The sequence below is a fragment of the Streptomyces sp. KR80 genome (assembly GCF_052245555.1).
Classification (GTDB): domain Bacteria; phylum Actinomycetota; class Actinomycetes; order Streptomycetales; family Streptomycetaceae; genus Streptomyces.
Genome location: NZ_JBQQCD010000002.1, coordinates 437,741 through 452,753 on the forward strand (window position 1 = coordinate 437,741; position 15,013 = coordinate 452,753).

14 protein-coding genes, 1 tRNA gene and 2 pseudogenes are annotated in these 15,013 nt (G+C 69.8%); 8 read left to right on the forward strand and 9 right to left on the reverse strand.

Annotated elements, in window-relative coordinates:
- Positions 1–128: 128 nt before the first annotated feature.
- Positions 129–1,181 (reverse strand): LLM class F420-dependent oxidoreductase, encoded by a 1,053-nt coding sequence (locus ACTWQI_RS04955; protein WP_443267780.1) that lies wholly within the window; start codon positions 1,179–1,181, stop codon positions 129–131.
- A gap of 136 nt (positions 1,182–1,317) precedes the next feature.
- Here ACTWQI_RS04955 and ACTWQI_RS04960 point away from each other — a divergent pair, with 136 nt between their 5' ends.
- Entirely contained in the window at positions 1,318–2,301 is a 984-nt protein-coding gene (locus ACTWQI_RS04960; protein ID WP_443267782.1) for an aldo/keto reductase, read from the forward strand.
- Positions 2,302–2,801: 500 nt separating this feature from the next.
- On the forward strand, positions 2,802–5,021 hold the full coding sequence (locus tag ACTWQI_RS04965) for a helix-hairpin-helix domain-containing protein (RefSeq protein WP_443267784.1): 2,220 nt from the start codon (positions 2,802–2,804) through the stop codon (positions 5,019–5,021).
- Between the two features lie 78 nt (positions 5,022–5,099).
- Here ACTWQI_RS04965 and ACTWQI_RS04970 read toward each other — a convergent pair whose 3' ends face one another.
- Positions 5,100–5,765: a hypothetical protein gene (locus ACTWQI_RS04970; RefSeq protein ID WP_443267785.1), complete on the reverse strand. Its 666-nt coding sequence runs from the start codon at positions 5,763–5,765 to the stop codon at positions 5,100–5,102.
- 47 nt (positions 5,766–5,812) lie between these two features.
- Here ACTWQI_RS04970 and ACTWQI_RS04975 point away from each other — a divergent pair, with 47 nt between their 5' ends.
- Positions 5,813–6,001, forward strand: a complete 189-nt coding sequence (locus tag ACTWQI_RS04975; RefSeq protein WP_443267787.1) for a DUF5703 family protein — start codon at positions 5,813–5,815, stop codon at positions 5,999–6,001.
- Between the two features lie 100 nt (positions 6,002–6,101).
- Here the strand turns inward: ACTWQI_RS04975 and ACTWQI_RS04980 are convergent, their stop codons facing one another.
- From ACTWQI_RS04980 to ACTWQI_RS04990, 3 genes are all read right to left on the reverse strand, one after another.
- A complete protein-coding gene (locus ACTWQI_RS04980; RefSeq protein WP_443267789.1) occupies positions 6,102–6,821 on the reverse strand; it encodes a chaplin in 720 nt (239 codons plus the stop codon).
- A 134-nt stretch (positions 6,822–6,955) separates the two neighbouring features.
- Positions 6,956–7,045: a chaplin family protein gene (locus tag ACTWQI_RS04985; RefSeq protein WP_443267790.1), complete on the reverse strand. Its 90-nt coding sequence runs from the start codon at positions 7,043–7,045 to the stop codon at positions 6,956–6,958.
- Between the two features lie 234 nt (positions 7,046–7,279).
- Positions 7,280–8,590: a M20/M25/M40 family metallo-hydrolase gene (locus tag ACTWQI_RS04990; protein WP_443267927.1), complete on the reverse strand. Its 1,311-nt coding sequence runs from the start codon at positions 8,588–8,590 to the stop codon at positions 7,280–7,282.
- 271 nt (positions 8,591–8,861) lie between these two features.
- On the opposite strand from ACTWQI_RS04990, the gene ACTWQI_RS04995 reads away from it, so the two are divergent.
- Positions 8,862–8,946 (forward strand) — tRNA-Leu (locus ACTWQI_RS04995).
- 295 nt (positions 8,947–9,241) lie between these two features.
- Here the strand turns inward: ACTWQI_RS04995 and ACTWQI_RS05000 are convergent.
- Together ACTWQI_RS05000 and ACTWQI_RS05005 are read right to left on the reverse strand one after the other, a co-directional pair.
- Positions 9,242–9,448: pseudogene (locus ACTWQI_RS05000) on the reverse strand (hypothetical protein); the annotation flags it as partial.
- A gap of 123 nt (positions 9,449–9,571) precedes the next feature.
- Entirely contained in the window at positions 9,572–10,102 is a 531-nt protein-coding gene (locus ACTWQI_RS05005; protein ID WP_443267792.1) for a TetR/AcrR family transcriptional regulator, read from the reverse strand.
- Between the two features lie 163 nt (positions 10,103–10,265).
- On the opposite strand from ACTWQI_RS05005, the gene ACTWQI_RS05010 reads away from it, so the two are divergent.
- The 4 genes and pseudogenes from ACTWQI_RS05010 to ACTWQI_RS05025 all read left to right on the forward strand — a co-directional run bounded on the left by ACTWQI_RS05010 (position 10,266) and on the right by ACTWQI_RS05025 (position 13,389).
- Complete coding sequence (locus ACTWQI_RS05010) at positions 10,266–10,433, forward strand: hypothetical protein (RefSeq protein WP_443267794.1); 168 nt, start codon at positions 10,266–10,268, stop codon at positions 10,431–10,433.
- An 11-nt stretch (positions 10,434–10,444) separates the two neighbouring features.
- Positions 10,445–10,966: a hypothetical protein gene (locus tag ACTWQI_RS05015; protein ID WP_443267796.1), complete on the forward strand. Its 522-nt coding sequence runs from the start codon at positions 10,445–10,447 to the stop codon at positions 10,964–10,966.
- 106 nt (positions 10,967–11,072) lie between these two features.
- A complete protein-coding gene (locus ACTWQI_RS05020) occupies positions 11,073–11,381 on the forward strand; it encodes a hypothetical protein (RefSeq protein ID WP_443267798.1) in 309 nt (102 codons plus the stop codon).
- Positions 11,382–11,615: 234 nt separating this feature from the next.
- Positions 11,616–13,389 (forward strand): annotated as a pseudogene (locus ACTWQI_RS05025) (VanW family protein).
- Here ACTWQI_RS05025 and ACTWQI_RS05030 read toward each other — a convergent pair.
- The gene (locus ACTWQI_RS05030; protein ID WP_443267929.1) at positions 13,376–14,008 is read right to left on the reverse strand and encodes a protein kinase domain-containing protein; all 633 of its coding nucleotides are present in this window, start codon (positions 14,006–14,008) and stop codon (positions 13,376–13,378) included. The pseudogene ACTWQI_RS05025 and the gene ACTWQI_RS05030 overlap by 14 nt on opposite strands.
- A gap of 528 nt (positions 14,009–14,536) precedes the next feature.
- The gene (locus tag ACTWQI_RS05035) at positions 14,537–14,905 is read right to left on the reverse strand and encodes a hypothetical protein (protein WP_443267930.1); all 369 of its coding nucleotides are present in this window, start codon (positions 14,903–14,905) and stop codon (positions 14,537–14,539) included.
- Positions 14,906–15,013 lie beyond the last annotated feature (108 nt).

Here is a 15,013-nt window from a genome sequence, read left to right on the forward strand (position 1 = left end):
TCTCGTAACGTCGCCCCTCCCACGCCTCACGGCCGGGCGTCCGCGGCCGTGCGGCGTGCCGTTCCGCGACCTGGGGGCACGCCCCCAGCTACCGCTGCGGGAGGTAGCTGAGGGAGCCGGCACCGGGGTTACTCGGCGAGGCCCGCGCGCTCCAGGGCCGCTACGCCCGCGCGCAGCGAGGCCAGGCGCTCATCGAGCGAGAAGCCCGCAGGCGCCAGGGACAGGGTGGTGACACCGGCCTCGGCGTAGGCCTGCATGCGGTCGGCGATGCGATCCACAGAGCCGAGCAGCGTGGTGGAGTCGATGAGCTGCTGGGGGACGGCGGCCGCGGCGCCGTCCTTGTCTCGGGCGAGGTACTTCTCCTGGATCTCGGCGGCTTCCTTCTCGTACCCCATCCGCTGAGCGAGCTTGTTGTAGAAGTTCTGCTTGGCGCTGCCCATGCCACCGACGTAGAGGGCGGTGTACGGACGGAAGAGATTCGCGAGGGCGTCGACGTCGTCGCCGATCGCCATGGGGACGGTGGGGACGAGGTCGAAGCCCTCAAGGGTCTGGCCGGCCTTCTCGCGGCCGGTGCGGAGGTGGCCGAGGGTGGTCTCCTCCGCGTGCTCGGGGGCGAAGAAGACGACCAGTGCGCCGTCGGCGATCTCACCGGTCTGCTCGAGGTTCTTGGGCCCGATGGCGGCGATGTAGAGCGGGATGTGTTCGCGCACCGGGTGCACGGTGAGCTTGATCGGCTTGCCGGGGCCGCCGGGCAGCGGCAGCGTCCAGTGCTCGCCCTCGTGGGTCAGCCGCTCGCGGGACATCGCCTTGCGGACGATCTCCACGTACTCGCGGGTGCGGGCGAGCGGCTTGTCGAACTTCACGCCGTACCAGCCCTCCGAGACCTGCGGGCCCGAGACGCCGAGGCCGAGGCGGAAGCGCCCGCCGGAGAGCGAGTCGAGGGTGGCGGCGGTCATGGCGGTCATCGCAGGGGTGCGGGCCGGGATCTGGAAGATGGCCGAACCGACGTCGATGCGCTCGGTCTGGGCCGCGACCCAGGACAGGACGGTGGGGGCATCGGAGCCGTACGCCTCCGCGGCCCAACAGACCGAGTAGCCGAGCTTGTCGGCCTCGCGAGCGACCGCGAGGTTGTCCGCGTCCATCCCGGCGCCCCAGTAGCCGAGGTTGATCCCGAGCCGCATGCCGCTCACCTTTACCCTTACCGATCAGTAACGTTCCTGCTCCGGGACTCTAGCGTGCGACGGGAGCGAGCCAAAGAGGGCGCCCGTTATCCACAGCCCGCCGCGTGCGGGCCTTTGGCCAGTAATCTCAACGGTCATGGAGCAGAGGCACCTCGGCCGCACGGGCCTTCGTGTATCGCGGATCGGACTCGGCACCCTCACGTGGGGGCGGGACACCGAAGAGCACGACGCCGCCGACCAGCTCAAGGCCTTCTGGGAGGCCGGCGGGACGCTCGTGGACACGGCGGACGTGTACGCCGACGGGGGCGCCGAGTATCTCCTCGGGCAGCTGATCACCGACCTGGTGCCGCGCCGCGACCTGGTCATCGCGACGAAGGCGGGCAGCGTGCCCGACCCCGAGCGCCGCTTCGACGGTTCGCGCGGCCATCTGCTCGCGGCGCTGGACGCTTCGCTGGAGCGGCTCGGCACGGACTACGTCGACCTGTGGCAGGTGCACGCCTTCGACCCGACGACGCCGCTGGACGAGACACTGCAGGCGCTCGACCTGGCGGTGAGCAGCGGCCGCGCGCGCTATGCAGGGGTGTCCAACTTCTGCGGCTGGCAGCTCGCCAAGGCGGCCACCTGGCAGCTGGCCGCGCCCGGCTTCCGCACCCGGCTGGCCAGCACGCAGATGGAGTACTCGCTGCTGCAGCGGGGCGTGGAGCGGGAGGTCCTGCCGGCCGCCCTGGATCTCGGGGTGGGGCTGCTCCCGTCCTCGCCGCTGGGCCGCGGAGTGCTGACCGGCAAGTACCGGCACGCGACCCCGGCCGACTCGCGGGGCGCCTCACCGGAGTTGGCCGCCTTCGTGGCCCCGTATCTGGACGAGACCGCGAGCCGGATCGTGGACGCGGTCGCCACGGCAGCGGACGGGCTGGCGGCGACGCCGCTGCAGGTCGCCCTCGCGTGGGTGCGCGACCGGCCCGGCGTCACGGCCCCGATCGTCGGCGCGCGCAACGCCCAGCAGCTCACGGCGGCGTTGTCAGTGGAGGCGCTTAGTCTTCCTGACGAGATCTGCGAGGCGCTGGACGACGTGTCGGCGCCTGTGCACCACTATCCCGACCAGGACTGGAGCACCCTGTGACCACGGACCGCCGCGCCGCCGAGGCCACTGCGCCAGAGGCCGCCCGCCCCGGCGCTGCTCCCCCGGCGCCGGACCGCCCAGATCTGACAGCCCTGGATACGCCACCCGCCCCCGATGACCGCGGTGACCGGTCAGAAGGCGGGACAGGGGCCGGGGAAGGCCAGGGCGGCACGGAGCGTGGGCGGCTGTCGGAGGAGGCGGCCGCAGCTGTGGGCGCCAAACTCGGTGGGCAGGCCGCAGAGTTGCTGGCGGCCGTGCGGGCCGTCGAGAGTGGGAAGGAGTCCGCAACCTCGTTCTTCACCACTGCCGTTACCACCTCGCAGCCCGCGGCCGGGCGCGGAGGAGGCGGCCCGGCCACCGCGGACCGTAGCCGTAGCGAGGCTCCGGCCACGGGGAGTGCCGGTGGGTCGGCCGCCGAAGGCCGGCCGGCTGCGGCCGCGCCCGCGCGGGAGCCTGGCCCGGCACAGCCGCCGCCGGGGCGACGCGTCCCACAGGGCGACATGGAAGCCGTCCGGCAGGTGCTGAGCGAAGGCGGCGCGCCGACCACGCTCGCCTCACAGGCGGTCGAGGTGCTCGGCGAGGCCGCCCCGCAGGCGCTGCGGGAGGACCCGTGGCAGCTGCTCGCCCTCCCCGGCGTTCGCCCCGAGCAGGCCGACGGCTTCGCCCGGGCCCTCCTCGGGTCGGAGTGCGGGCCGGGCGACGAGCGGCGGGCGCAGGCGCTCGTCCATTGGCTGCTGGAGCGGGCCGCTCTCCAAGGGCATACCGCTCTGGAACCCGCCCAGCTCACCGCCGCGCTGGCCGGGCAGTCCGTGCCGGATCCGGAGGAGGCGCTGCGTACGGCCATCGCGAGCGGTGGGGTGCTGGTGTTCCAGGACGCTCTCGACAGCACGGGCGCAGGGGGCACGGCGGCCGGAGACGGCGGGGGCGACGAGGAGCAGCCGGTGCGCGTGCTGCTGGGCCTCGACCGGTATGCGCTCGCGGAGGAGAGCCTCGCCGACGGTCTGGCGCGGCTGGCCAACACCTTCACAGCGGAGGAGGGTTCGGCATCCGGCCCGGACCCCAGCGCCCGGTACGTGCAGGGAGGTGCTCCGGCCGCCGAACGTCGAGGTGTCGAGCGCCCGCGCGCCGCCTCCCCGGGGTCCAACACCCTGTATCCCGGCTCCCCGGACCCCGACTCCCCAGGCACCGACTCCGCCGGCGTAGGCGGACTCGCCGGGACCATGCCCTCGCCCAGCGACTGGGCGGCTGCCGCCCAGGCCGCCGCCCCCTCGCCTTCCGCCGGCGAGCTGATCCGCGCGGTGGCGGCCAGTGGCCTGGTGGCCCACACCGGCGGCGAGGCCGCCCGGGCCGAGCCCGCGGCCGTCGTGGCGGCGGCCCGCGCGCTCGGTTTGCGGGCCTACGCCGCCGCGCACAGCGAAGACGGCCGCCGACGCCTCGCCCGCCTGATCGACGCGGCCGCAACGGGAACCACGCCCGCGGCGCACGCCGCCGCCGGGCCGGCACAGCCGGACACGACCGGATCGCCTGCAGGGCCCCAAGGTCCGGGTCCAGGAACCGGTGCCCGGGGAGAGGCCGAGGGGCGGGCACCGGGCATCGAGGGCCGAACGCCCGGTGCCGACGACCGGGATTCGGCAGCCGTTGGGCACGCGCCCAACGCCGGGGGACGCGCGGATGGCGCCGCGAGCCGAGGACCGACCGCTGTCGGCGGACTCCCCGGACAGGCCCCAGAAGCCAGCGAGCACGGTGGCCGCGAGGGCGTGGCCGGTCCCGCCGTCACCGTGGCCGGGCTGCTGTCCGGCGCCGAAGGCCCGGGCCGCGACGCGGACGGCGCGCTCGCACTCGATGTGCTCGCCGTACTGGACGCCCCGCAGCTCGACGTGGAGACGGCCGCCATGCTGGTGGAGTCCCTGCCGGACGGCGCCCGGCTGGTGCTGAGCGGCGACCCGGGCGTGCTGTGGTCGGCCGGGCCGGGCAGGGTCTTCGCCGATGTGATCGCCGCCCGCGCCTGCCCCCAGGTGGCCTCCCGCACCCCGGACCCGGGCCCCATCAGCGAGCTGGTGTCGGGCGTCGGCGTCGGCGAGTTGAACCAGGTGGCGGCGCCCGGCAAGGAGGTGGTGATCGTCCCGGTTCGGGACGCCGGAGAGGCGGTGCACCGCACCGTGCAGCTGGTCGCCGACTCCGTGCCGCGCGCGATCGGCGTGCCCTCGGAGCACACGCAGGTCATCACACCGGGGCATGGCGGCGCCGTCGGCACGCGGGCGCTGAACGCCGCCCTGAAGGAGCGGCTCAACCCCGGCCCCGGCCGCTTCGGCGGCTTCGACCCGGGCGACCGTGTGACCTACGCACCGGCCCCCGGTCGGACCCTGCCGGGCACGGTGGTCTCCGCTGATGCCGACGGACTGCATCTGGACTGTGCGGGCGCTGCCGTCCTCGTGCCTCCCGATCGCGTCGCCGAGACCGTACGGCACGGCTGGGCGGTCACCGCGCACCAGGCGGTCGGCCTGCGTTGGCCCGCCGCCGTGGTCGTGCTGCCGGGCGATGCCACCCAGACGCTGACCCGGTCCTGGGTCTACACCGCCTTCAGCCGTGGCGAGCGGCATCTGTCCGTGGTCCACGGTGCGGGCCATGCACTGCCCCGGGCGGTCGCCGAGGCGCCGGTGACGGAACGTACGACCCGGCTGGGGACGCTGCTGCAGACGCTCGCGCCGCCGGCCGGTTGAGCCCGGCCGACGGCGCGAGTCGTCGCGTTCGTCAAGGGCGGGAAGGGGCGCTCAGCGCCCGCGGGCGAGCGCGTCCCGTCAGTCCTCGTCCTCCTCGTCGAGTTCTTCGTCGAACACGGAACTGACGTCGAAGCGGCAGAGGACCCTCTCGGGGTCCGCCTGGTCGAAGGGTGCCTGCAGCCACTCCCCCGGCTCCGCCGGTTCGTCCGCGGCCACCACCCACAGCGTGGAGTCGCCTTCCTCCAGCCCGAATTCCTTGTGCCGGGAAGCGATCTCGTCCGGCTCGTACTCGCCGAACACCACCCCGAGCGCCGCGTGGACGCTGCTCCCCGCCTGGCTCCCGGCGTCGGCCTCCCCGGCACCGTTCCGCCGGTCGTCGACGGGCGCCGCGTCGGGGTCGAGGTCGGTCACCCGCTGGGCCTGGGAGAGCAGTCGCTGCGGTTCGACAACGGTGTAGTCCCGGCGGATCAGCACGCTCAGCGCGCTGGGCTCCTCCGGGCCGGTGTAATCGGGGATCGTGCCGTCGCTCGGGATCTCGAACGGCGTGACCTCGTCATAGGCGTCGTACAGCAGCTCGTCGTACTCCTCGGCCGCCGCGGCCAACTCGTTGAACGCGGCGGAGACGGCCGGATCATCCTCTCCCGACCGGCGTTCGACCGCGTCGAGGTGGCGGTCGAGCGCGGCTTTGATCGCCTCGGCGGCGGCACGTACCTCGGCAGCGGATGGCTGCGCAGCATCAGACATAGTGCAGACGCTATCCGCAGAGGGGCACTGCCCGCACAATAGATGCGATGCCGGAATACGAATTTCGCGACGTGTACGTGCCACGCGGGGTCTCCCGCAAGGCCACCACCCGTCTGCTGACCGACCATGCCGAGTACGGACACTGGGAGTTGGACCGACTACGTCTGAACCCGGACGGCAGCCGCCGAGTACGGCTGAAGCGCCGGATCATTCGCCAGTTGCACGCCACATGGTGAGATACAAAACGGGGAAAAGGGGAAAAGACGGCAAACCGATCGGACCCTGTACCCGCAGGGTCCGATCGGTTTGCCGTTGTTCAATTGTTGACCGCCCGGTCTACGACCTCGATGCCGCCCGGGAACGGCGATAGAGCACGGCCCCGCTGATCAGCAGCACGGCGCTCGCAGTGGCGGTGGCGCCGAGCATCTCGGTACCGGTCGCCGCAAGCTGCTCCTCACCCTTGGGAGCGGTGACGGTCTGCGGCTCTTCCACAGCGCCACCGGCACCGGGCTCACCCGGCTTGCCTCGGTCACCGGGGGCGCCCGGAGCCCCGGGCTTGGCCGGATGCCCCGGCTTACCGGGGTGCCCCGGCTTCCCTGGCTTTCCCGGCTTCTTCGGCTTGTGCGGCTTGCCCGCCTTGCCGTCGTTGACGCACTTGTTGCCGCCGGTGACGTTGAACGCACCGGCGCCCGTGACGTTGTTGCCGCAGACGTTCACCGGCACATCGATCGGCACCTGCACCGTGTTGCCCGAGAGGACACCACCCGAGTTGCTGCTCCCGCCCCGGGCCTTGGTGTCCTTCTTTCCGTCCTTGCCGCCATTGACGCACTTGTTGCCGACGGTGGGGCTGAGGACCCCGACAACCTGTGCCGTATTGCCACAGATATTGATCGGCACGCGCACCGGCACCTGGATCGTATTACCGGACCCGACGCCGGGAGAATTCCGCGCACCTCCTTCCGCGCCCGCGTCCGCGTGCGCGTAGCCCCCGGTCACGACGAGCATTCCGCTCGCAGCCGCAACCGTGATCAGGCTCTTTCTCGCGACCTGTCGCATAGGTTTCGTTCCCCTGCTGCCTATCTTCGAAAAGCTGACGGGCGATTGCCCGCTCGCGGATTCCCAGCGGCCTCGACATGCATGGCGCGCACCTCGGGCCCCGGGATCACACCCCTACGGGGCGTGACACAACGTCACGTGTGGACGCAGGTGTTGCCGAAGGCGGGATTCAGCAGCCCGATCTCGGAGACCGTCTCGCCACGGATGCGCACCGGCTCGCGCACGGCCGGCGACAGCCGCAGCAGCGACGACCTTCTCGATCACTCTTCCTCCTAGTCGGCAATGCGCTCCCAGCCGGGATCGCATTGCCTGTAACGAGGAAGGGGGAACGGAGCTACGGGTATGTTCGGTCCATCACTCGTTTCAGCTAAGTATCCGGAAACCCCCGATCAGCGGCTTTTCGTTTCAGTGCCACGATCATTCACCGGATTTCCTTGTCGCGATCTTTCCCGACCTGATCAACATTGATCGAGAAAACGGTCAAGCACGCGTACGCCGAATTTCAGTCCGTCCACCGGCACCCGCTCGTCGACACCGTGGAACATCCCCGCGAAGTCCAGCTCGGGCGGCAACCGCAGCGGCGCGAAGCCGAAACACCGGATGCCCAGGTCGTCGAAGGACTTGGCGTCCGTACCGCCCGAGAGGCAGTACGGCACGGCGCGGGCGATCGGGTCCTCCGCCCTGAGCGCCGACTGCATCGCCTCGACCAGCGCGCCGTCGAAGCTGGTTTCCAGCGCCTTGTCGGCGTGCACGTCCTCACGCTTGACGCGAGGGCCGAGGATCCGGTCGAGGTCGGCCAGGAACTCCTCCTCGTGGCCCGGCAGGAAGCGGCCGTCGACATGTGCGGTGGCCTGCCCCGGGATCACGTTGACCTTGTAGCCCGCGCCGAGCATGGTCGGGGCCGCGGTGTTGCGCAGCGTAGCCCCGATGATCTTCGCGATGCCGCCGAGCTTGGCGAGGGTCGCCTCCATGTCCTCCGGGTCCAGGGGGGTGCCGAGGGCGTCGGACAGCTCGTCCAGGAAGGACCGCACGGTCTTGGTGACGCGGACCGGGAACCGGTGGCGGCCGAGCCTCCCGACCGCTTCACAGAGCTCGGTGATGGCATTGTCGTCGTTGGTCATCGAGCCGTGCCCGGCAGTGCCGTCCACGGTCAGCCGCATCCAGTGCATGCCTTTCTGGGCGGTCTCCACCAGATAGAGCCGCAGATTCTCGTTGACCGTGAAGGAGAATCCGCCGACCTCGCCGATGGCCTCCGTCACGCCCTCGAAGAAGTCGGGGTGCCGGTCGACCAGGTGGCGCGCGCCGTAGACGCCACCGGCCTCCTCGTCCGCCAGGAAGGCGAGCACGATGTCGCGCGGCGGCCTGCGGCCGCTGCGCAGCCGGTCCCGTACGACGGCGAGGGTCATCGCGTCCATGTCCTTCATGTCGACCGCTCCGCGGCCCCATACGCAGCCGTCGGCGATCTCGCCGGAGAACGGATGGTGGGTCCAATCCTCCGCGTTGGCCGGGACGACGTCGGTGTGGCCATGGATCAGCAGCGCGGGCCGGGAGGGGTTCTCTCCCTCGATCCGCACCACCGTCGAGGCCCGGCCGGGGTGCGACTCGAAGATCTGCGGCTCGAGCCCGACCTCCGCGAGCTTCTCGGCGACGTACTCGGCGGCCGCCCGCTCCCCCGGGCCCGAGTGGTCGCCGAAGTTGCTCGTGTCGATCCGGATCAGCTCCCGACACAGGTCGACGACCTCGTCCTCACCGGTGATGCCGGTGGTCATCACGTCCGAAACCGACTCGCTCACACTGCCTCCTCAGGTTCGCTGCCGCGGACGCCCGAGTGCGGCCCCGTGGGCCGCGGTCGGGGGGTCCACCGCCATCCTCCCCCGCCCAGCGCCGCAGCCCAAGGCCGTCATGCCGCCGTCACACGGCCGCCACAGGCGGCGTCCTCCGCACCCGGCCGGGCCACCCGTCGGGGTGATCGGGCATGGGCCCGAGTTTGCTATGGTTGCCCCGTCGGGGACCGGCCCAGGGCCGGGCCGCGAACACCTTGTCCGGGTGGCGGAATGGCAGACGCGCTAGCTTGAGGTGCTAGTGCCCTTTATCGGGCGTGGGGGTTCAAGTCCCCCCTCGGACACGGACCATATCCCTAACTGGTGCGGGTCGAGCTTCGCCTCGGCCCGCACCAGCTGCTTTGAGGGCTCGTAGTCCAGCCGAGGACCCAGATGCCGATAGACCTCGGCCTTGTCCTTCGGCTCCGCCTCGGCGAGCACATCACGGATGCTGCCCAACGCCTCCACCAAGGCACGGATCTCCTGCCGGCTCATCCGCCGCCGACCGTTCGATCTGCGGGACCGCGCCAGCGCGGTCGTAGTCGATCTCCGGCCGGAGCGCGTCGAAGAGCCGGACAGATCGTCAGGCAAGGCCGCTCCTCACTGCTGGCCATGTAACTTCCACGAAGGTGCGTGATGAGTCGTGTGGGTGGTTCGAGGTGCGCCTCGGTGCTCGTCGAAAGGGCCGGAGCCACCGCAGACTCCGGTCCCGGGCAGGGTGAGCTCGACGCGTTCAGCGGTTTCACGGTCGCCGGCCAGTGCGGCGGCGATGGAGCGGACCTTCTCGTTGTCGGCCATCGCGAGGAAGTCGGCGCTCAGCGACGGTTGCCGCGGGGCCGCTTCTCCGACAGATCTGGGCCGCCGGTGATGCGGTGCCGCCGCCCCCGAGAAGGGCGACCAACATTCCCGCTCCAGCGGCATCAGAACGAGTCAGCGTGAGGGGCGCAGCCCAGCGAGAGTGACCGTGACGAGCCGGTGGACCGAGGCTTTCGACGGCAGACTGCTCGCAGCTGTGAGGGCGTGGAGACAGTAGCTCGCGAGCTCGTCAGGCGCGACATCGTCCCGGATGTCGCCGGTGGCTGCGGCATCGGTCAGCAGGTCTCGGATCAACTCGATGAGCTGCTGCTGCGCTTGGGCGACGTTCTCACCTCGATGCAGGAGTGCGGCGAGTTCGGCGCCGTGGTGCTCGCGGTGGTGGGAGATGAGCGCGTAGGCCTCGAGTACGGCTTCGACCCGTTCGCTGGCATCGTCGGCTTGGTTGCGGAGTTGGGCGAGATGCTCGAGGTGGGCGGTGATATGACGTTGGTGCCAGGCGTCGAGGATCGCTTCGACGTCGGGAAAGTACTTGTACAGCGTCGCTCGTCCGATGCCCGCCTTCTCAGCGATCTGCGACATCGTCACCGACGTCAGCCCGCGCTCGGTCACCAGCGCCCAAGTGGTCTCCAGAATCGCGTCGCGCACTGCATGACGGTGCGCCTCAATCGTCTCGTTCCATAGCCTCGGCACCACAACAGTGTACGTTACGACGATCTCGCGACACCACGATTGGATAACGACATCTTGTCTCGTAAACTCCTGACATGAGATCCGTAGCACCCGCGTAAGACGGACGAAGGACACGCACATGGCTGACTCGCCCTCCCACCCCGGCACCACCGGCGAAGGGCCCGGCCGCGAAGCGCCCCCCAGCGCGCCACGCTGGGCGAAGGTATTCGGGATCGTCGCGCTCGCCGCCCTGGTCGTGGCGTTCGTCCTCATGCACACCCTCGGCGGCGGCATGAGCAGCCACTGATCGTGAGGACCATGAACCCTCGCCTCCGCAAGTTCGCGCTCACCGCGCATGTCACAAGCTCGGTCGGCTGGCTCGGCGCCGTCGTCGGCTTCCTCGCCCTCGCCATTGCCGGTCTGACCAGCCAGGATGCTCAGACGGCGCGCGGCGCATATCTCGCGATGGAGGTAATCGGCTGGTTCGTCCTCGTCCCGCTGAGCCTCGTTTCGCTGCTTACCGGGCTGGTCCAGGCGCTGGGCACCACGTGGGGCTTGTTCCGGCACTACTGGGTTCTGTTCAAACTGCTGATAACCGTCCTCGCGACCATCCTTTTGCTGGTGCACATGCAGGTGGCCAGCCACATAGCAGGCGTCGCGGCCGAGAGGAGCCTCTCCAGCGGCGATCTCGTCGGGATGAGAATCCAGCTCCTGGCCGACACCGGCGCCGCCTTGCTCGTGTTGCTCGTGGCCGTGACGCTGTCGGTGTACAAGCCGAGGGGCCTGACCCGGTACGGGTGGCGTAATCAGCAGGAGCAGCGTCCGGCGTCGCAGCCGTAGATGGGCGACTCCTGCTGGCACGAGCGCCGCCCCGGTGCGCATGCAGGCGGCACACGGGTACGCCCGTGGCGCGCCGCAGCCGCCGTCCGCCCGAAGGTGACCGCACATGGAAATCCTCGCCTGGACCCTGATCGTCCTCGGATTCGCAACCACCGCCGCCTGCGCCGTCCATCTCACTCGCCGTCGCCAGCGCGACGCCTCGCAGCTGGCCCGCTCCCTCCACCGCACCGCACCCGCCCTCCTCGCGGTCGGTCTGCTGCCCCTTCCCGCGCTCCTTGCTACCGACGCGCCCGCGACCGTCTGGGGCCTGTGGGGCGCAGAAGCGATCGTCGCTGCCCTGGTCTACGCCGCCGCCGACGCCCGCCGCGACATCCCCGGCCCGGGGGCGGCGTCCCGAGCCCGGAGTGAGCCGTGACCACACGAGGCCCGAACGGAACGCAGACGGGCAGCCCAATCTGAACGTGCAGTGCTGCGCAGCGTGGATCTGGCGCCGACCTTGGGTGAGACCCACCGGTCCCCGAATACCGGACCTCCATGCGCGGTGGCGCGGCGGTGCACGTTGCTCGAGAGCCGGATGGAGACAGAGCTCACACAGCCACTGCGGCGTTTTTTATACGATTGACCAGATCTGTGACTGATTGCGTGAGGCATGTCCGTGCGACGCGAAGGCCATCGACAAGGAGATTCAGTGCATCGCTTTTCGCGCCTCGGCATACCCGTCGGCATCACCGCGGCCGGTCGTCGCCGAATACACGCTGTCGCGCTCGTAGCGGGGGCGGTAGGACTTGGTTTCGGCGGGCTGTATCTGGTGGGCCTGCTGGCGTCCGGTGACGACGTCCCCGCGGGCACCCGGGTGCGCGGCGTGGACATCGGGGGCCTGAACCGCTCGCAGGCCAAGGAGAAGCTGGACAGGCAGCTGGGTGCGGCCTGGTCGTCTCCGGTGAAGATGCGCATCGGCGACCGTACCGACGCCATCGACGCGCGTGCGGCCGGCTTCTCTCTGGACAGCAGGGGGACCGTCGCCCGTGCCACGCGACTGGGGGCCGACCCGCTGACCGTGATCAGCCGCTTGTTCACCTCCGGCGACCGCGACGTCGAGCCGGTAATCCGCGTGGACGAGGCAAAGGCCCGCGCGGTGCTGGCCAAGACGGCGAAAGCGCACGACCACAAGGCCCGGAACGGCGCGATCACCTTCGAAAAGGGCAAGCCGGTGCCTGTACAGCCGGTCACCGGTCAGTCTCTGGACGTGGACCGCGCACTCGCGGCCCTGAGCACCGCTGACCTCAGCCACGGGGCCGACCCCGTCCGGCTGCCGGTCCGGCAGACCGAACCCCATATCGATGCGGCAGAAGTGTCCCGCGCCATACGGGAGTTCGCCACGCCCGCGATGTCGGGCCCGGTCACCCTCACCACAGGCGGCCGTCAGATCGAAATCAGCCCGGCGACGGTGGGTGAGCACCTCTCGATGAAGCCGGACAAGACGAACCGGCTGACACCCGGCCTCGACGGCGAGGGGCTCCGCAACGATCCGGCGGTGGCCCGCCCCCTGGCGCTGGCCACCGACGAGGCGGTCGAAGCGAAACTGCGCCTGGACGGCGAGCGGGTGGTGGCTGAAGAGCGAACCCGGGCAGGAGGTCACGGCCAAGGCGGTCGAGCAAGCCGTACTGTCCCTGCTGACCAGGACCGGACCGGCCCGCACCGCAGCGGTAGCCACCGAGCGGGTGCAGCCGAAGGTCACCCGTGACACCCTCGACCGACTGGACATCAAGGAGAAGATGTCCAGCTTCACCGTCAGCTTCGAGCCCACCCCGTACCGCACGAAGAACATCGGCCGTGCCGTGGAACTGATCAACGGGTCGCTCGTGCTGCCCGGCGAGACCTGGAGCTTCAACCGCACCGTGGGTGAGCGGACCAAGGCCAACGGCTTCGTGGACGGCGTCATGATCCAGAATGACCAGTTCACCAAGGCGTCCGGCGGCGGCGTCTCCGCCGTTGCCACCACCGTCTTCAACGCCATCTTCTTCGCCGGTGTCAAACCGGTGGAGTACGGGGCTCATTCCTTCTACATAGAACGCTACCCGGAAGGCCGGGAAGCAACGGTGGCCTGGGGCAGTCTCGACCTGAAGTTCAACAACGACTCGGGCAACGCCATCTACATCCAGGCGAGTGCCACGGACACCTCCGTCACCGTCACCTTCCTCGGCACCAAGAAGTTCGACTCGGTCGAAGCGGTCACAGGCCCTCGCACCAACGTGAAGCAGCCGGGGAGTCGACCAGGGGCCGCGGAGAACTGTCAGCCGCAGACCCCGCTCGAAGGCTTCGATGTCAACGTTGACCGGGTCTTCAAGTCCGGTAGCAAGGAAGTCAAACGAGAGACTTTCAGGACCCAGTACGTACCCCGCGACAGCGTCACCTGCGAGTGACGAACTGCCAGGTGACCGGTTGACTACAGACCGCATGGTTGATCCGTGGCATTCCAGCAGGAAAACAGCCCTGGGCGGCACCACGGGAACACGCCGCGCGGCATCGGCATGCCCGAAAGGGCGGCCCAGCCTCACAATCGGACCGGATACCGCTGCGCTGGGTCATATTTCTTGCCGTGCCCGGGACCTTCGGGCCTGCGAGTCTGCTGGGCGCCGGCGCGCCAGGCCCCGCTGGCGAACCAGTCGGCAACCTCCTGCGCGCTCGGACGGTCTTCCGGCTGCTTCGCCAGCATCCGGAGCAGATACTCCTCGAACGCCCCGGGCAGCTCCGGATGCCGCAGCGAGGGTGGCGGGGCGTAGCGTCGACGTGCACGTGGAGCACGGCCGTCGAGGTATCTGCCTTGAAAGGTGGTTCGCCCACCACCAGTTGGTAGAGGACGCAGCCTAGGGCATACACGTCGGAGCCGGGTCCGGCGGGCTTGCCCAGCGCGCGTTCGGGGGCGAGATAAAGGCTGGTGCCCATGATGTGGCCGGTGCTGGTGAGCGCGGCCGCCGCGTCGTCGACGAACCGGGCTAAGCCGAAGTCGGCGATCCTCACTGTGCCGTGGGCGTTCTGCATGAGATTCCCGGGTTTGATGTCGCGGTGGATCACCCCCTCCCCCGGTAGGCCGCGGCAAGGCCGGCGGCCGCCTGGGCGGCGATCAGCCCGCCACGGCGCTCCCTCGTTGCGGCCTTTCCAACACCGAGCGGTGCGCAGGCATCCCTGATGAGAGCATTCCTTGCTGAGGACACAACGGGACCGAAGCACACTGGGGCGATGAGGTCCTGTCAGTCGCGGCACGAGCAGGCAACCAGTGCGCGGTCTGCGGCGACGAGGACAATGGCCGTGGCGGCGACGCCGGTGTTCTCAGGGAAGGACCGTGCCCGCTTGGAGTTGCCTTGATTGCAGCCGGCCGACGAGCCCCGCGACCTTCAACCACGCCGCGCTGTGTCGTGAGGCCCGCGACTGCTGCACGATCTTCTCGCGGACCTCACCGACATGCACGATCGCGCTCGCGGACAATCCCATCATCTGGGATCTGCAAGCGCGTTTTCCAGTACATGAATCGGATGCTCCCGGAAAGGGAGCCGACCGACCCGAATTCAGTCAGAGGCGGCGCATCCGGGCGGCGATCCCATGTCCGAGCAGAAGGTAAATCACGGCGGGCAGGCCGTAATTGAGGAGGACTCGCAGCCCTTCGGTTTCCATGGTGAAGATGTCCTGGGCCCATCCGGCGAGCCAGCTCGCCACGCTCTCCACAAAGCCGACAAAGACATTCCCCTGGTTGGCTTCGAGCAGGTACAGCAGGATCCACAGGCCCAGGAAGCCCGCTGCGATGTCCCCGATCGTGTGGATGATCAGAGCTGCCCGGTTTCTCCCCTCGCCGTCCCGTCTACGGCCATGGCCCGGATTGTTGCCATAATCCGGGTTGTTGGCATAGGCCGGGTTGTTGCCGTAGGGATCGTTTGCGGGCATGGGGTCATGGATATTGTTCATGCCCCCGCTGCTTGCCGAGGATGAGTTCGCTAAACCCTTCTGCCTCTGCGATTTCGCATCAGTCCTCCGGGCTCTCCACCCGCACCT